At 66.7% G+C, this 13343-nt stretch carries 18 protein-coding genes; 7 read left to right on the forward strand and 11 right to left on the reverse strand.

Going from position 1 to position 13343, the window contains the following annotated elements:
• Positions 1–5: 5 nt before the first annotated feature.
• From FL625_RS16990 to FL625_RS17015, 6 genes are all read right to left on the reverse strand, one after another.
• Positions 6–311, reverse strand: a complete 306-nt coding sequence (locus tag FL625_RS16990; protein ID WP_149589856.1) for an SDR family NAD(P)-dependent oxidoreductase — start codon at positions 309–311, stop codon at positions 6–8.
• A gap of 9 nt (positions 312–320) precedes the next feature.
• On the reverse strand, positions 321–1073 hold the full coding sequence (locus FL625_RS16995) for an SDR family NAD(P)-dependent oxidoreductase (RefSeq protein ID WP_149589857.1): 753 nt from the start codon (positions 1071–1073) through the stop codon (positions 321–323).
• Between the two features lie 256 nt (positions 1074–1329).
• A complete protein-coding gene (gene glnT, locus FL625_RS17000) occupies positions 1330–2637 on the reverse strand; it encodes a type III glutamate--ammonia ligase (protein ID WP_149589858.1) in 1308 nt (435 codons plus the stop codon).
• A gap of 49 nt (positions 2638–2686) precedes the next feature.
• Entirely contained in the window at positions 2687–4015 is a 1329-nt protein-coding gene (locus FL625_RS17005; protein WP_149589859.1) for an FMN-binding glutamate synthase family protein, read from the reverse strand.
• Positions 4016–4025: 10 nt separating this feature from the next.
• The gene (locus FL625_RS17010; protein WP_149589860.1) at positions 4026–4715 is read right to left on the reverse strand and encodes a GltB/FmdC/FwdC-like GXGXG domain-containing protein; all 690 of its coding nucleotides are present in this window, start codon (positions 4713–4715) and stop codon (positions 4026–4028) included.
• A 4-nt stretch (positions 4716–4719) separates the two neighbouring features.
• Entirely contained in the window at positions 4720–5616 is an 897-nt protein-coding gene (locus FL625_RS17015) for a class II glutamine amidotransferase (RefSeq protein ID WP_149589861.1), read from the reverse strand.
• Between the two features lie 264 nt (positions 5617–5880).
• Here FL625_RS17015 and FL625_RS17020 point away from each other — a divergent pair, with 264 nt between their 5' ends.
• From FL625_RS17020 to FL625_RS17045, 6 genes are read left to right on the forward strand one after another with little or no spacing between them, the layout of a single operon-like run.
• On the forward strand, positions 5881–6135 hold the full coding sequence (locus FL625_RS17020) for a hypothetical protein (RefSeq protein ID WP_149589862.1): 255 nt from the start codon (positions 5881–5883) through the stop codon (positions 6133–6135).
• On the forward strand, positions 6135–6512 hold the full coding sequence (locus FL625_RS17025; RefSeq protein WP_149589863.1) for a hypothetical protein: 378 nt from the start codon (positions 6135–6137) through the stop codon (positions 6510–6512). The genes FL625_RS17020 and FL625_RS17025 overlap by 1 nt, the downstream gene beginning before the upstream one ends.
• Before the next feature lie 6 nt (positions 6513–6518).
• Complete coding sequence (locus FL625_RS17030; protein WP_149589864.1) at positions 6519–6704, forward strand: hypothetical protein; 186 nt, start codon at positions 6519–6521, stop codon at positions 6702–6704.
• Positions 6697–8133, forward strand: coding sequence for an APC family permease (locus tag FL625_RS17035; RefSeq protein ID WP_235019476.1), 1437 nt, complete (start codon positions 6697–6699; stop codon positions 8131–8133). Before FL625_RS17030 ends, FL625_RS17035 begins: the two co-directional genes overlap by 8 nt.
• Before the next feature lie 35 nt (positions 8134–8168).
• Positions 8169–8843: a hypothetical protein gene (locus tag FL625_RS17040; protein WP_149589865.1), complete on the forward strand. Its 675-nt coding sequence runs from the start codon at positions 8169–8171 to the stop codon at positions 8841–8843.
• Entirely contained in the window at positions 8840–9115 is a 276-nt protein-coding gene (locus FL625_RS17045; RefSeq protein WP_149589866.1) for a hypothetical protein, read from the forward strand. The genes FL625_RS17040 and FL625_RS17045 overlap by 4 nt, the downstream gene beginning before the upstream one ends.
• 53 nt (positions 9116–9168) lie before the next feature.
• Here the strand turns inward: FL625_RS17045 and FL625_RS17050 are convergent, their stop codons facing one another.
• The 3 genes from FL625_RS17050 to hemF are packed head-to-tail and all read right to left on the reverse strand — an operon-like array spanning position 9169 to position 11011.
• Complete coding sequence (locus FL625_RS17050) at positions 9169–9522, reverse strand: hypothetical protein (RefSeq protein WP_149589867.1); 354 nt, start codon at positions 9520–9522, stop codon at positions 9169–9171.
• 6 nt (positions 9523–9528) lie between these two features.
• Positions 9529–10140 carry a LysE family translocator gene (locus tag FL625_RS17055; protein WP_149589868.1) on the reverse strand — a complete coding sequence of 204 codons (612 nt, stop codon included), beginning with the start codon at positions 10138–10140 and terminating at the stop codon, positions 9529–9531.
• A gap of 10 nt (positions 10141–10150) precedes the next feature.
• Positions 10151–11011 carry an oxygen-dependent coproporphyrinogen oxidase gene (gene hemF, locus FL625_RS17060; protein ID WP_149589869.1) on the reverse strand — a complete coding sequence of 287 codons (861 nt, stop codon included), beginning with the start codon at positions 11009–11011 and terminating at the stop codon, positions 10151–10153.
• Between the two features lie 76 nt (positions 11012–11087).
• On the opposite strand from hemF, the gene FL625_RS17065 reads away from it, so the two are divergent.
• Entirely contained in the window at positions 11088–11477 is a 390-nt protein-coding gene (locus FL625_RS17065) for a hypothetical protein (protein WP_149589870.1), read from the forward strand.
• A gap of 15 nt (positions 11478–11492) precedes the next feature.
• On the opposite strand, the gene FL625_RS17070 is transcribed toward FL625_RS17065, so the two are convergent.
• Positions 11493–12305 carry an SDR family NAD(P)-dependent oxidoreductase gene (locus FL625_RS17070; protein ID WP_149589871.1) on the reverse strand — a complete coding sequence of 271 codons (813 nt, stop codon included), beginning with the start codon at positions 12303–12305 and terminating at the stop codon, positions 11493–11495.
• 13 nt (positions 12306–12318) lie between these two features.
• Entirely contained in the window at positions 12319–13305 is a 987-nt protein-coding gene (locus tag FL625_RS17075; protein ID WP_149589872.1) for a class I SAM-dependent methyltransferase, read from the reverse strand.
• Positions 13306–13343: the final 38 nt, after the last annotated feature.

Genomic DNA, 13343 nt, shown 5'->3' on the forward strand with positions numbered 1-13343 from the left:
CGGGATCAGGCCCGAAGTTCCCTCTTGCGCAAGGGGCGGTTACACATGTTGCACAGGACGTCGATCCGCCCCTCGGTAGCCAGGGTATCGGCGATGATGGACTTGCAGCCTTCGACCTTCGAGATGTCGGCGGCAAGGCCCCGCGCCTTGCCGCCTGTGGCCCGGATGGCTGCGGCCGTCGCTTCGACACCTCCGCCGTTGACGTCCGTCACCACCACCCGCGCGCCCTCGCTGGCAAGGCGCTGCGCAATGGCGGTGCCGATCCCGCCCGCCGCCCCGGTGACCAGCACGACCTTGTCCTGAAATCGCATCCCGTCCCCCTATCTCAGGTAGCTTCCGCCGTTCACATCCAGCACCGCCCCGTTCAGCGAGGCCTGGCTCGGCCGGAAGCAGAAAGCCACCAGCTCCCCGATCTCCTCGGGCGTTGCCATCTTGCCGATGGGTATGCCCGACAGCGCCGCCGCCTCGCCGTGTTCGGCGATGAAGGCCTCGGCCATCTCGGTGCGCACCCATCCGGGGGCAAGCGCGACCGCGGTGATCCCCTCGTGCCCATGACTTTGTGCAACCGACCGGGTCAGATTGATCAGCGCCGCCTTCGTGGCGCCATAGGCCACGGCGCGCGATGTGTATCCCCGCTGTCCCGCGCGCGATGCCATGTTGACGATGCGCCCGCCGCCATGCTGCCGGAAATGCGGGATCGCCGCCCGGGTCAGGTCCGCCGCCGCCAGGAAATTCACCCGCACCTCGCGCGTCCAGTAGTCGTGCCAGGCCTGAAGCGGCGCATCGAGGGCGATCTCGGACCGGATGCCGGCGTTGTTGACCAGTCCGGTAAGGTGGTCTGCGCGGTCCTCTGCCCGCCGCCACAGGTCCGTTGCCGCCATGGGATCGGACAGGTCCGCCTCCAGCACGAAACCCCGCCCCCCGATCCGCTCCAGAATGGCCTCGGCCGCCGTCCGGCTCTGCCCGCAATGGATGCCGATCCGGGCGCCCTCGCCGGCCAGGCTGTCGCAGATCGCCTGCCCGATGGCGCCCGTGGCTCCGGTGACAAGGATCGTCTGGTCTTGCAGTCGCACGGCCGGCCCGCCTCATTTTGCCGTCATGGTGTCGGCATGATCTGGCGCCGATGAACGCCACCCGTCAACCGGATTGACCCGGAGGCGGAAAAGGAAAGCCCCGGATCGATCCGGGGCCAGTTGGGGGCTCAGGTCAGGCAAACTCATCCGGGCAAGCTGCGGACGGGGCCCTGCAAGGGGTTAAGAAACGGTATATGCCCGCAACCAACTTTTTGAAGTTGTTTGATTATCCGAGATTGTCCACCGTGGACGCAGGTCAGATATCCAGCGTTGTCTGGGTCTCCCATGCCGAGAAATGGCTGCAATAGTCGTTCCACTCCTTGTGCTTCAGCTTCAGATAGGCGGCGCTGAACTCCTCCCCCATCATCGCCTTCAGGGTCTTGTCCTTGTCATACTCGCGCAGCGCGTCCAGCAGGTTCAGCGGCAGCTTCGGAGCACCCTTGATCTTCCAGCCCTCGGCATACATGTCGATGTCGTAGCGCCGGCCCGGATCGGCCTTGGTGCGCACTCCGTCGATGCCGGCGGCCAGGATCACCGCCTGCATCAGGTAGGGGTTCGCCGCGCCGTCGGGCAGGCGCAGCTCGAACCGGCCGGGGCCCGGCACGCGGACCATGTGGGTGCGGTTGTTGCCGGTCCAGGTCACCGTGTTCGGCGCCCAGGTCGCACCCGAGGTGGTGCGGGGGGCGTTGATCCGCTTGTAGCTGTTCACCGTCGGGTTGGTGATCGCGGCCAGCGCCGAGGCGTGCTTCATGATCCCGCCCAGGAAGTGCCGGCCCTGATCCGACAGGCCCAGTTCCTTCTTCGGATCGGCGAAGGCGTTCTTCTTCCCGTCCAGCGTCCAGACCGAGATATGGGCATGGCAGCCCGACCCGGTGAGGCCCTTGAAGGGCTTTGGCATGAAGGTCGCGCGGAAGCCGTGCTTCTCGGCGATCGACTTGACCATGAACTTGAAGAAGCTGTGCTTGTCGGCGGTGGCGAGCACGTCATCGTATTTCCAGTTCATCTCGAACTGGCCGATCGCGTCCTCGTGGTCGTTCTGGTAGGCCTCCCAGCCCAGCTCCAGCATGTAGTCGCAGATCTCCGAAATGACGTCATAGCGCCGCATCACCGCCTGCTGGTCGTAGCAGGGCTTCTCGGCGGTGTCGTAGACGTCCGAGGGGCCGGAGCCGTCGGCGTTCAGGATGAAGAACTCGGGCTCGACGCCGGTCTTGACGCGAAGGCCCTCCTTGGCGGCCTCGCCGATCAGCCGCTCCAGAACGTTGCGCGGGGCCTGATCGACAAGCTTTTCCTCCATCGTCGCGCGGGCGGCGACCCAGGCGACCTCCTTCTTCCAGGGCAGCTGGATGACGCTGTCGGGGTCCGGCACCGCCATCAGGTCGGGATGCGCGGGCGTGAGGTCCAGCCAGGTCGCGAAGCCCGCGAAGCCCGCCCCGTCCACCGCCATGTCGTTGATCGCCTGCGTCGGCACCAGTTTCGCGCGCTGCCCACCGAACAGGTCGGTGTAGGAGATCATGAAATACTTGACGCCCTTATCCTTCGCCCATTTGGCAAGGTCCTTCGCCATCACTGTAGCTCCCTAAGTCTTTTGTATCGTTGTTGTGGAAACGGCGGCCTCACCAGCCGCCGTTCCGTCCCGGTATCCAGTTGGTCCCCGCCACCGGAACCCCCGCCATCGCCGCCGCCTCGATGGTCAGCGAGACGAGATCCTCGGGCTCCAGGTTGTGCAGATGGCTCTTGCCGCAGGCCCGTGCGATGGTCTGCGCTTCGAGCGTCATCACTTTCAGGTAGTTCTTCAGCCGCCGACCGCCGAGGATCGGATCGAACCGCTTGTACAGCTCGGGGTCCTGCGTGGTGATCCCCGCAGGATCGCGGCCTTCGTGCCAGTCGTCATAGGCATCGGCCGTGGTGCCGAGCTTCTGGTATTCCTCTTCCCACTTCGGATCGTTGTCGCCCAGCGCGATCAGCGCCGCCGTCCCGATGGCCACCGCATCGGCCCCCAGCGCCAGCGCCTTTGCGACATCGGCGCCGGAGCGGATCCCGCCCGAGACGATGAGCTGCACCTTGCGATGCATCCCCAGATCCTGCAGCGCCTTCACCGCCTGGGGAATGCAGGCCAGGATCGGCATGCCGACATGTTCGATGAACACGTCCTGCGTCGCCGCGGTGCCCCCCTGCATCCCGTCCACCACGACCACATCCGCGCCCGCCTTCACCGCCAGCGCCGTGTCGTAATAGGGCCGCGCCCCGCCGACCTTGACGTAGATCGGCTTTTCCCAATCGGTGATCTCGCGCAGTTCGTGGATCTTGATCTCCAGATCGTCCGGCCCGGTCCAGTCCGGATGCCGGCAGGCCGAGCGCTGGTCGATTCCCTTGGGCAGGTTGCGCATCTGCGCCACGCGGTCGCTGATCTTCTGGCCCAGCAGCATGCCGCCCCCGCCGGGCTTGGCGCCCTGACCCACCACGACCTCGATCGCGTCCGCCCGGCGCAGGTCGTCGGGGTTCATGCCATAGCGGCTGGGCAGATACTGATAGACCAGCGTCTTGGAATGGCCGCGCTCTTCCTCGGTCATGCCGCCGTCGCCAGTGGTGGTCGAGGTGCCCGCCGCCGTCGCGCCGCGCCCCAGCGCCTCTTTCGCCGGGCCGGACAGCGCGCCGAAGCTCATCCCGGCAATGGTGATCGGGATGTCGAGGTGAATGGGCTTCTTGGCGTAGCGGGTGCCGAGCCAGACATCCGTCGCGCATTTCTCGCGGTAGCCTTCCAGCGGGTAGCGGCTGATCGAGGCGCCGAGGAACAGCAGGTCATCGAAATGCGGCAGGTGCCGCTTGGTGCCGCCGCCACGGATGTCGTAGATGCCAGAGGCGGCCGCACGGCGGATTTCGGCGTTCACCGCGGGGGTGAAGGTGGCCGAGAAACGGGGCGGGGTACGGGGAAGATCGGTCATATTCCGTGCCTCAGTACGACGACGCGTTGTCGATGTTGAAATTGTAAAGCTTGCGGGCCGAGCCGTAACGACGGAATTCCTCGGGCCTGGCCTTGTGGTCGGCCTCGCCGCGGCGGAGGAGATCTTCCAGGATGGCGTAGTGTTCGTCCCGCATCTCCTTCTCGATGCAGTCCGCGCCCAGCGACTTGACCGTGCCGCGCACGAAGAGCCGCGCCTCATAGAGCGAGTCGCCCAGCGCCTCGCCCGCGTTGCCCAGCACCACCAGGTTGCCTGACTGCGCCATGAAGGCCGACATGTGGCCGATGTTGCCGTGGACGACGATGTCGATCCCCTTCATCGAGATGCCGCAACGGCTGGAGGCATTGCCCTTGATGACCAGAAGGCCGCCGCGCCCGGTGGCCCCGGCATACTGGCTGGCGTCACCGTCGATGATGACGGTGCCCGACATCATGTTTTCCGCCACGCCCGGCCCGGCCGAGCCCTTGATGCGGATCGTCGCCTGCTTGTTCATGCCGGCGCAGTAATAGCCGGTGGACCCCCGCACGGTGATGTCGACCGGCGCGTCCACCCCGGCGGCGATCGCATGCGCGCCCTTGGGGTTGATGACCTCCCAGTCGGTCATGTTGGTCTGGCCCTTCAGCGCGTGCAGCGCCGAGTTGAGCGCCCGGAGGCCCTCTTTCCCCAGATCGAAGGTCTGCATTCTCTCAACGCTCCCAGAAATAGACGGTGGCGGGTTCGGGTTCCCAGACGCGGGCGTCCTCGATGCCCGGCAGGTTCACGAGCGCCCGGTATTCCGACCCGAAGGCGACATACTGGTCGGTCTCGGCCATGACGGCCGGCTTGCAGGCGATGGGGTCGCGGACGACGCCGAAGCCGTTCTTGGTGCCGACGACAAAGGTGAAGAAGCCGTCGAGGTCGGTCAGCGTCGCCTCAAGCGCGTTGCCCAGCGTCTCGCCGGACTTGAGCTTGTGGCTGATGAAGGCGGCGCCGACCTCGGTGTCGTTCTCGGTCTCGAAGGTCATGCCGAGACGCTTGAGTTCCCGCCGGACGCCGTTGTGGTTCGACAGCGAGCCGTTGTGCACGAGGCACTGGTCCGACCCGGTCGAGAACGGGTGCGCGCCCATCGTCGTGACGGCGGATTCGGTGGCCATCCGGGTATGGCCGATGCCGTGGGTGCCCTTCATCTTCGACAGCTCGAAACGGGCGGCCACGTCCTTGGGCAGGCCCACCTCCTTGAAGATCTCGATCGAGTCGCCCGCGCTCATCACCTTCACGCCGGGGCTCAGGTGCGACAGGGCCGAACGCGCGGCCTCCATCTGGTCGAGCGGCACTTCCAGAACGGCGTGGGTGGACTTGATCTTCATGGTCACGGGCTGGCCGATGGCGTCATGCAGGTCGCCGTCCAGGTCCTTGAAGTCCTTGTCCGGGTTTGCCGACTGGATCGTCAGCTTGCCCAGCCCGTCCTTCGCCCCGGAATAGATCGCGATGCCGGCCGAGTCGGGGCCGCGGTCGGTCATGGTGATCAGCATGTCCGTCAGCATGGCACCCAGCTGCGGTTCCAGCTTCGGGTCCTTGAGGAAAAGTCCAACGATGCCACACATGGATTCGTCTCCTTCACATGATTGGGATGACGCTAGCACCGCTTTCTTAGTGCATCAACTGTTAAGAAACAAATTTCACCTCTCGGGAAAATCGCCGCCCAATCAGGAGGCATTTGCAGTTTTTCTTGACAGAATGTCGCAGGTGGCTTTCCCTGAGGAAAACAAATTTGCCGTGCAGGGAAAGACGTCCAGGGCCGCGTCGCACGGATGTCCAAGAGCCCAAGGGAGGGAACTGTGGGAGACCTTAATCAGCGGATTGAGGCGATGCACCGACGCGACGTGCTGGTGGCATGGGCGTTCGTGATCGGCCTGTGGTTCGCGGTGATCTTCGTCGCACTGGCGACCTGGGACCTCGCGCCGACGGGAGGGGCGCGGACCCTCTTGCTGATCGGCGGCGCCATCGTCCTGATCTTCAACACTGCGGCGATCCTGGCGATGCTGCGCCATTACCGCGAGGACCGCGACTTCATGTACGGCCTGGACATCAAGTTCCTGGACGAAGCCAGGGGGAGGAAGTGATGGCGCATTACCAACCTCCGAAACAGGGCAAGGCCAGCCAGTTGATCGACGTGGTCGTGCTGGTGGTCCTGACCGTCGGCGCGCTGTTCGTGCCCTTGTGGCTGAACATGGCGGGTGCCGCGAAATCGGTGACGAACCCCGCGACCGCGGCCACCTGGGAGGCGCTCGGCCAGACCCCGGCCCAGGCCGCGAAATACGAGGCGCTCGGCTACACGCCCGAGACTGCCCATGACCTGATCCTCGCACGGTTCGACTACAGCTTCTCGGTCGGCGCCTTGGTGACGATGATCGCGGTCATCCTCTTGTACTACTTCCTGATCCTGCGGTTTTCCGAAGTGGAATACCGCGAGGTCATCTCGGAAAAATTCGGGGAGTAGGCCGCCATGGACCTGTGGAACTGGCTTGAATACGGGGCCTGGGGGCTTTCGGCCCTTCTGGGGCTGCACATGCTGGTGGACTGGCTGAGAACCGACAGCACCTACAGCGAGGATGTGCTCACATCCTCCCGCGAGGGCGAGATCGAGGCCCTGGCCGAACAGCACAAGGCCAAGGAGGCGCAACATGGCTGACGTGGACATCACCTCGCAGACCATGGACGGCATGGGGCCGCACGGCACCAAGGTCGGCCTCCTGCGCGTCCTGGGCCCGGCGCATGTCTGGGCGCTGGGGGTCGGGATCGTTCTGGTCGGCGAATACATGGGCTGGAACTTCGCCGTCGGCAAGGGCGGCGCCTATGCTGCGCTGATCGCCTGCTGGTTCGCCGGAATCCTCTATTCCTGCGTCGCCATGATCGACAGCGAGGTCACCTCGACCGTCGCCTCGGCGGGCGGGCAGTATACCCAGGCCAAGCACATCATCGGCCCGCTGATGGCCTTCAACGTGGGCCTCTACCTCGTCTTCGCCTATACGATGCTGGAGGCGGCGAACGCGATCACGGCGGGTTATCTCTTCTCGGTCGTGGCGCAGATGACCGGGCACGCGGGCGAGCTCGACCAGCGGCCCTTCATCATCCTGGTCATCATGTTCCTGGCCTGGCTGAACTATCGCGGCGTGCTGGCGACGCTGACCTTCAACCTGGTCATCACCGCTGTCGCCTTCCTTGCGATCATCGTCCTGTTCCTGTCCACCAGCGGCATCCTCGGCGGCGGGATCATGGACCATGCGGCGCTGTTCGAGGGGCATGAACTGCCCTACGGCTGGATCGGCGTGCTGGCGGCGATGCACTTCGGCCTGTGGTATTACCTGGGCATCGAAGGCACAACTCAGGCGGCCGAGGAAGTGCGCTCGCCCGCCCGTGCGCTCCCGTTCGGGACGCTCGCCGGGATCATGACGCTGCTGATTGCCGCAACCTTGACCTGGTATGTCTGTTCGGGCGTCCTGCCGTGGGAGTTCCTGGGCGACGGTGTGAACGGTTCGGTCGCGCCCCTGTTCGATACGGCGCGGCTCTCGGGGTCGAACGCACTGGTGTGGCTTCTGGGCTTCGGCACCCTCTTCGCCACCCTGGCAAGTGCCAATGGCTGCATCAACGATGCGAGCCGCGCCTGGTTCGCGATGGGGCGCGACAAGTATCTCCCCGGCTGGTTCGGCGCGGTGCATCCGCGCTATCGCACCCCCTACCGGGCGATCGTGTTCCTGGTGCCGATCGCGCTGATCTTCGCGCTTGGCGCGCCGCTCGACCAGGTCATCACCTTCTCGATCCTCTCGGGCCTTCTGGGCTATACCTTCATGCCGCTGAACATCATCCTGTTCCGCCGCAAATGGCCGCTCGAGACGATCAAGCGCGGCTATGAACACCCGTTCCACCCGATCCCCGCGATCACGCTGCTCACGCTCTGCGGCGTCACCTTCTTCGCGGTGTTCCTGGGCTACGGGACGCAACTGGTGGCGATGATCGGCTTCTACATCGTGGTGTCGCTCTGGTTCCACTTCTGGCGTTACCGCTTCGTGAACCGGGGGGCGCAGTTCACGATGCCCTGGCCGAAGCCCCGGGGCTACTGAGACCGCGGCCCGCCCTTCGGGGCGGGCTTTTTCCCATGTCCCCGCTTATCCCCCTCGGCCTCACGCTCGCCGTCCTCGGCCTCTGGCTCGCCCTGCGGCTGGTTCGGGAAACCCGCGCACGCACGGCTGCCCGCGCCGCCTTCTTCGACGCGGTAAAGCCGCTCTTCGACGGCGGCGAGACGCAGCTGCAACCCACCGGCTTTCCTCGGATGACCGGCCGACGCGGGGGCCTGTCCTTCGACCTTCAGGCCATCCCGGACACGCTGACCTTCCGCAAGCTGCCCGCGCTCTGGGTGCTGGTCAGCCTGCCCGAGCCGATGCCGCTGGGCGCCACGCTGGACCTGATGGCCCGTCCATCTGGCAACGAACCCTTCACCCGCTTCGCCAGCCTGCCCCAGTCGCTGCCTACCCCGCCGCATCTGCCTCGCGAGATCGCCATCCGGACCGATGACGCGGCCCGGGTGCCGCTGGCCCGGCTGATCGCCGACCACGCCGACCTGTTCCGCGACCCCCGCGTCAAGGAACTCGTCCTGTCCCCCAGGGGCCTGCGCATCGTGATCCTCGCCGAGGAAGCCGACCGGGGCCGCTACCTGATCTTCCGCGAGGCCGAGATGGGCCGGACGCCCCTGCCCCCGTCGCGACTGGAACCGCTGCTCGACAGGCTGGCCGTGCTCCGTCAGGATGTGCTGGCCCTGAAGGACCACGCATGAAACAGCCGCCGAACCCCTACCTCGTCCTCGCCGTCGCGATCCTTCTGCCCGGAGTTGGCCAGGTCCTGAACCGCCAGCCAGTGCGCGGGCTGATCTTCGTCTGCTTCGCGGTGCTGTTGGGCGGCTTCACGCTGAAGACCGCCGCGCCGGACGTGTCCTTCGTCGGCAAGGTCTCGGGCGGGCTGTTCGTCTGGGCCATGGCGGTGCTGGACGCCTACAAGACCGCGCGCATCCGGCAGGCGGTGTGGTCCCACGCCAACGCTCCTCGATGACTTCATCACTCGTCGCGGCCCCCCGCGAGGAGAAGCCGAAGGCGCACGACGAGCTATTCCCGCCAGAGCCCCCCGACCATCTCCTTCAGCGCCGCAAGCGCCTCGGCCCCGTCCTCGCAGCCCGGCCCGACCCTGACCGCCACCGTCGCCGCGAAACCAAAGGCCGCGCGCATCGACGGACGGATCGTCACCTCGAACCCTTTCGGCCCAGCTACCACGCTTTCGACGGCATCCTCGGCGCCGAAGGTCTCGTCACTGGCCTCGAACCAGACCGGCCCGCCGCCGACGGGCTGGCGGAACAGCACATAGCCATCCGCCTCGTCCTCGCCCTCGGCGAAGCCAACGAAGAGCATCCCCTCATCCTCGACGACCGAGCCATAGGCCGCCTTCACCGTGATGTCGGCCATTCCGATCTACCCTCGCCCCAAAAGCCACGCCGCGACTGCGGCCAGTGTCATTGCCTGAACCCGGTGCATCCTCGCCGAAACGACCGGGTCGGCAAGAGGCCCGCGCAACGTGCCGGCCAACGCCACGATCATGAGATGCACCACGACCGCCACGACAAGATAGATCGCGGAAAGGACCGCGCTCTCCCAGGCGCCCGATTCCACCGTCAGGAAGCCCGGCAGCACCGTCACGAACATGAGCGCGGCCTTGGGGTTCAGCAGATTGGTCACCAGCCCCCGGCGAAACCCTGCTGCCCCATCCTCGCCGCCGCCCGGCAGGTGATGCGCCGGATTTCCGGCATCGCGCCAGCTTTCCAGCGCGAGATAGAGAAGATAGGCCACGCCCGCGATGTGCAGCGCCTGGAACAGGCCGGGCCACGCCGCCACGACAACCGCAACACCCGTTGCCGCCAGGAGGGCCTGCACAGCCAGGCCAAGGGTGATGCCAAGAACCGCAGCCAGCCCGGCCTGCGGTCCCGACGTTGCCGCAAGCAGGGCAAGCCACGCCATGTTCGGCCCCGGGGTCAGTTCCAGGACCAGCGCGGTCAGCAGGAACGACAGCAGAGCATCGGCGTCCATGCCCGAGGTCTCAATACCACTTGGCGACGGGCGGCAGGCTCATCAGCACCGCGTTGGCGTCATGTCCGGTCTCAAGCCCGAACTTCGTGCCCCGGTCATAGACCAGGTTATATTCGGCATAGAGCCCGCGGTGCTGCAACTGCACCTCGCGGTCTGCCTCTGTCCAGGGCGTCTCGACGCGACGTTCCGTCACCGGCAGGAAGGCCGGCAGGAAGGCCTCGCCCACCGCGCGGGTGAAGGCGAAATCCCGGTGCCAGTCGCCGGTGTTGAGGTCGTCGAAGAAGATGCCGCCCACGCCCCGCGCCCGGCCGCGATGGGGGATGAAGAAGTATTCGTCGGCCCAGGCCTTGAACTTTGCATAGTAGTCGGGCGCATGCGCATCGCAGGCCCGTTTCATCTCGGCATGGAAATGCGCGGTGTCCTCGGCATATTCGATGCAGGGGTTGAGGTCCGACCCGCCGCCGAACCACCAGGCGCCGGGGGTCCAGAACATCCGGGTGTTCATGTGGACGGCGGGCGCATGCGGGTTCTGCATGTGGGCCACCAGGCTGATCCCGCTGGCCCAGAAGCGCGGGTCCTTGTCCATTCCCGGCACCCCCCGCGCGGCCATCGCGCGCTGCGCCTTCTCGCCCAGTTGCCCGTAAACCTCGGACCAGTTGACGCCCACCTTCTCGAACACCGCGCCGCCACGCATCACGCTCATCAGACCGCCACCGCCATCGGCGCGGCTGGTCGGCGTTACCTCGAACCGGCCGGGTGCACCCTTGGCATACTTGTCCTCCAGAGCCTCGAAAGCCGCCACGATCCGGTCGCGCAGGGTGCGGAACCAGGCTGCTGCGACGGCGTTGCGGCTGTCAATCGGATCGGTCATTCTGATGTCCCCGGATGCTGACACCCGCATGCCTAGCATCCCCGCGCGATGCTTTCCACTGTTCAAGGAGTCTCCGATGAAACGGCTGTCATTTCTGGCACTTGCCACGTTTGCGGCGTGCGGCACTCCGCAGGAGCAATGCATCAGCCGGAACACGCGCGACCTGCGCACCGTTGACCGGCTGATCAAGGAGTCCGAGGGCAACCTGGCGCGCGGCTACGCCGTCGAGACGGTGACCGTCTATGAAAGCTACTGGACCACCTGCGAACGCCCCGCGCCGGCAGGCCAGCCCGCCCCGCCGCCGCGGCTGTGCCTCGATGAACGCCCCGTCACCGAGACAAGGCCCAAGGCCATCGACCTTAAGGAAGAGGCGCGCAAGCTGGAAAGCCTGAAGGAAAAGCGCAAGGAGCTTGCCCGGCAGGCCGAGAAGGTGATCGCCGCATGCAAGGCGCAATATCCCGAATGATCGGTGCGAGGGTGGTCAGTGTGCGGGGGCGCAGACCGCGTCCAGAAGTCCCCGCCCGCCGTCCACGGTCAGCACCTGCCCGGTGATGAAGCCCGAAGCGTCCGAAGCCAGGAACTGCACCGCCTCGGCCAGCTCGGCCGGCGCCGCGATCCGGCCAAGGGGGGTGGCCGCGGTGATCGCGTCGCGGTAGTCGGGGTTCTCGCGCAGCGACGCCTGGAGGCTGGCGCTCATCACGCTGCCGAAGGCCACCGCGTTGACCCGGATCCCCTTGGGCGCCAGCGCCACGGCCAGCGAGCGCGTCATCTGGTCCATCGCCGCCGCGGCCATGGAATAGCCCAGCAGCTCCGGCCGGGTGGCCTGCGCGGTGATCGAGGACAGGTTGATGATCGACCCCAGCATCGTGCCTTCCTCGACCTCGGCCCTCTGGGCGTGCTGGATCATCCGCTTGGCGGTGATCTGCGAGATGCGCAGGGCCGACAGCACATTGTAGCGCCACAACTCCTCGACCCCGTCAGCATCGGGGTTCAGGATGTCGGAGACCATCATCCGGCGGCTGGCGTTGACCAGGATGTCCACCCGGTCGAAGGCGTCGATGGTCGCGGACAGCAGGTTGGCGATGGTCAGCTTTTCGGTCAGGTCGCCCGCGAACATGCGCACCGGCCCCTCCGCCCGCGCCTCTTCGCCGATCTCGGCTTCCAGCCGTGCCTCGTCGATGTCGGCGAACATCACGTTCGCGCCCTTGTCCACGAGGTGCCGGGCAATGGCGAGCCCGATGCCGGCGGCCGATCCTGTGACGATGGCGGTCTTGCCCGAGACGGAAAAGGACATGGAACCTCTGGGGTTACGCCCGGGGCGCGTCGCGCCGGGGCCTTGTGGCATGGATCACGCGAAAGCGGCTGTCGCCGGCGACTTCGCGCACATCAAGAAAGCAGTCGTTAAGCACCGGATCATAGGGCAGGTGGCGGTTGGCGACCAACCAGAGGCTGCCGTCGGGGGCAAGCATCCGCCGGGCCGCCCGGATGAAGGCCGCGCCAAGGGCGGGGTCGGCCGCGCGACCGGTGTGGAAGGGCGGGTTCATCACCACGGCGTCGAGCAGCGTCTCGGGGCGCCAGGCGGTCGCGTCGGCCCAGTGGAAGCGGGCGCGCGGGTCGGTGATGTTGGACCGCGCGCAGTCGAGCGCATCCGCCTCTGCCTCGACCAGGTCAAGCCGCTTCACGCCCGGCCGTTTCAGGATCTCGGCCGCCAGGAACCCCCAGCCCGCCCCCAGATCGGCGACCTTGCCGCCCAGCTTGTCGGGCAGGCTGGCGGCCAGCAGGACCGAGCCCGGGTCGGGACCGTCCGAGGAGAATATCCCCGGCAGCGTGCGGAAGCCCGCCACTTCTGCGGGCCGGGCCGCCCAGTCCGACAGGTCGGGCCCGGCGGGGAAGGAGGCCAGCTTGCCATGCGCCTTCGACAGGCTTTCGGACAGATCCACCCGCCCGCGCAGGTCCTTCAGCGCGGTTTCGATCCCGTCGGTCTTCTGGCCATCGATCGAGATCCAGCCGTCCGGGGCCACCTCGGCCGCCGCCCGGGCGATCAGTGCCCGCGCCGCATCGCGCGATCGGGGCAGACAGACGATTGCCGCCGCGTAGGGGGGCGCGGGCGTCACGGAACACAGGGCCGCGAAGTGATCGTAGTCCGGCTTGAACCCGGTCAGGGCCACCAGCCGGTCGCGCGGCAACACCGACAGGTCGTCGTCGCGTCGCGGCCCGTAAACGGCGATGCGGCCCGTTGCCGGAAGCGTCAGGGCGCCGGTCTCCAGCGCCAGGGACAATCGTGCGGCTCGCATGGGCGGGGGCTTCAGGCCCCCCGGTTCCTTCTGGCCGG

Source organism: Tabrizicola flagellatus, assembly GCF_008271465.1.
Taxonomy (GTDB): domain Bacteria; phylum Pseudomonadota; class Alphaproteobacteria; order Rhodobacterales; family Rhodobacteraceae; genus Tabrizicola; species Tabrizicola flagellata.

What these genes read in the sequence shown, in the direction of transcription:
- hemF (WP_149589869.1), bottom strand. Translation starts at nt 11,011, where the DNA reads ATGACCGATCCGATTGACAGCCGCAACGCCGTCGCAGCAGCCTGGTTC.
- FL625_RS17020 (WP_149589862.1), top strand. Translation starts at nt 5,881, where the DNA reads ATGCACCGACGCGACGTGCTGGTGGCATGGGCGTTCGTGATCGGCCTG.
- glnT (WP_149589858.1), bottom strand. Translation starts at nt 2,637, where the DNA reads ATGGCGAAGGACCTTGCCAAATGGGCGAAGGATAAGGGCGTCAAGTAT.
- FL625_RS17050 (WP_149589867.1), bottom strand. Translation starts at nt 9,522, where the DNA reads ATGGCCGACATCACGGTGAAGGCGGCCTATGGCTCGGTCGTCGAGGAT.
- FL625_RS17015 (WP_149589861.1), bottom strand. Translation starts at nt 5,616, where the DNA reads ATGTGTGGCATCGTTGGACTTTTCCTCAAGGACCCGAAGCTGGAACCG.
- FL625_RS17065 (WP_149589870.1), top strand. Translation starts at nt 11,088, where the DNA reads ATGAAACGGCTGTCATTTCTGGCACTTGCCACGTTTGCGGCGTGCGGC.
- FL625_RS17010 (WP_149589860.1), bottom strand. Translation starts at nt 4,715, where the DNA reads ATGCAGACCTTCGATCTGGGGAAAGAGGGCCTCCGGGCGCTCAACTCG.
- FL625_RS16990 (WP_149589856.1), bottom strand. Translation starts at nt 311, where the DNA reads ATGCGATTTCAGGACAAGGTCGTGCTGGTCACCGGGGCGGCGGGCGGG.
- FL625_RS17025 (WP_149589863.1), top strand. Translation starts at nt 6,135, where the DNA reads ATGGCGCATTACCAACCTCCGAAACAGGGCAAGGCCAGCCAGTTGATC.
- FL625_RS17045 (WP_149589866.1), top strand. Translation starts at nt 8,840, where the DNA reads ATGAAACAGCCGCCGAACCCCTACCTCGTCCTCGCCGTCGCGATCCTT.
- FL625_RS17005 (WP_149589859.1), bottom strand. Translation starts at nt 4,015, where the DNA reads ATGACCGATCTTCCCCGTACCCCGCCCCGTTTCTCGGCCACCTTCACC.
- FL625_RS17040 (WP_149589865.1), top strand. Translation starts at nt 8,169, where the DNA reads ATGTCCCCGCTTATCCCCCTCGGCCTCACGCTCGCCGTCCTCGGCCTC.
- FL625_RS17055 (WP_149589868.1), bottom strand. Translation starts at nt 10,140, where the DNA reads ATGGACGCCGATGCTCTGCTGTCGTTCCTGCTGACCGCGCTGGTCCTG.
- FL625_RS17030 (WP_149589864.1), top strand. Translation starts at nt 6,519, where the DNA reads ATGGACCTGTGGAACTGGCTTGAATACGGGGCCTGGGGGCTTTCGGCC.
- FL625_RS17075 (WP_149589872.1), bottom strand. Translation starts at nt 13,305, where the DNA reads ATGCGAGCCGCACGATTGTCCCTGGCGCTGGAGACCGGCGCCCTGACG.
- FL625_RS17070 (WP_149589871.1), bottom strand. Translation starts at nt 12,305, where the DNA reads ATGTCCTTTTCCGTCTCGGGCAAGACCGCCATCGTCACAGGATCGGCC.
- FL625_RS17035 (WP_235019476.1), top strand. Translation starts at nt 6,697, where the DNA reads ATGGCTGACGTGGACATCACCTCGCAGACCATGGACGGCATGGGGCCG.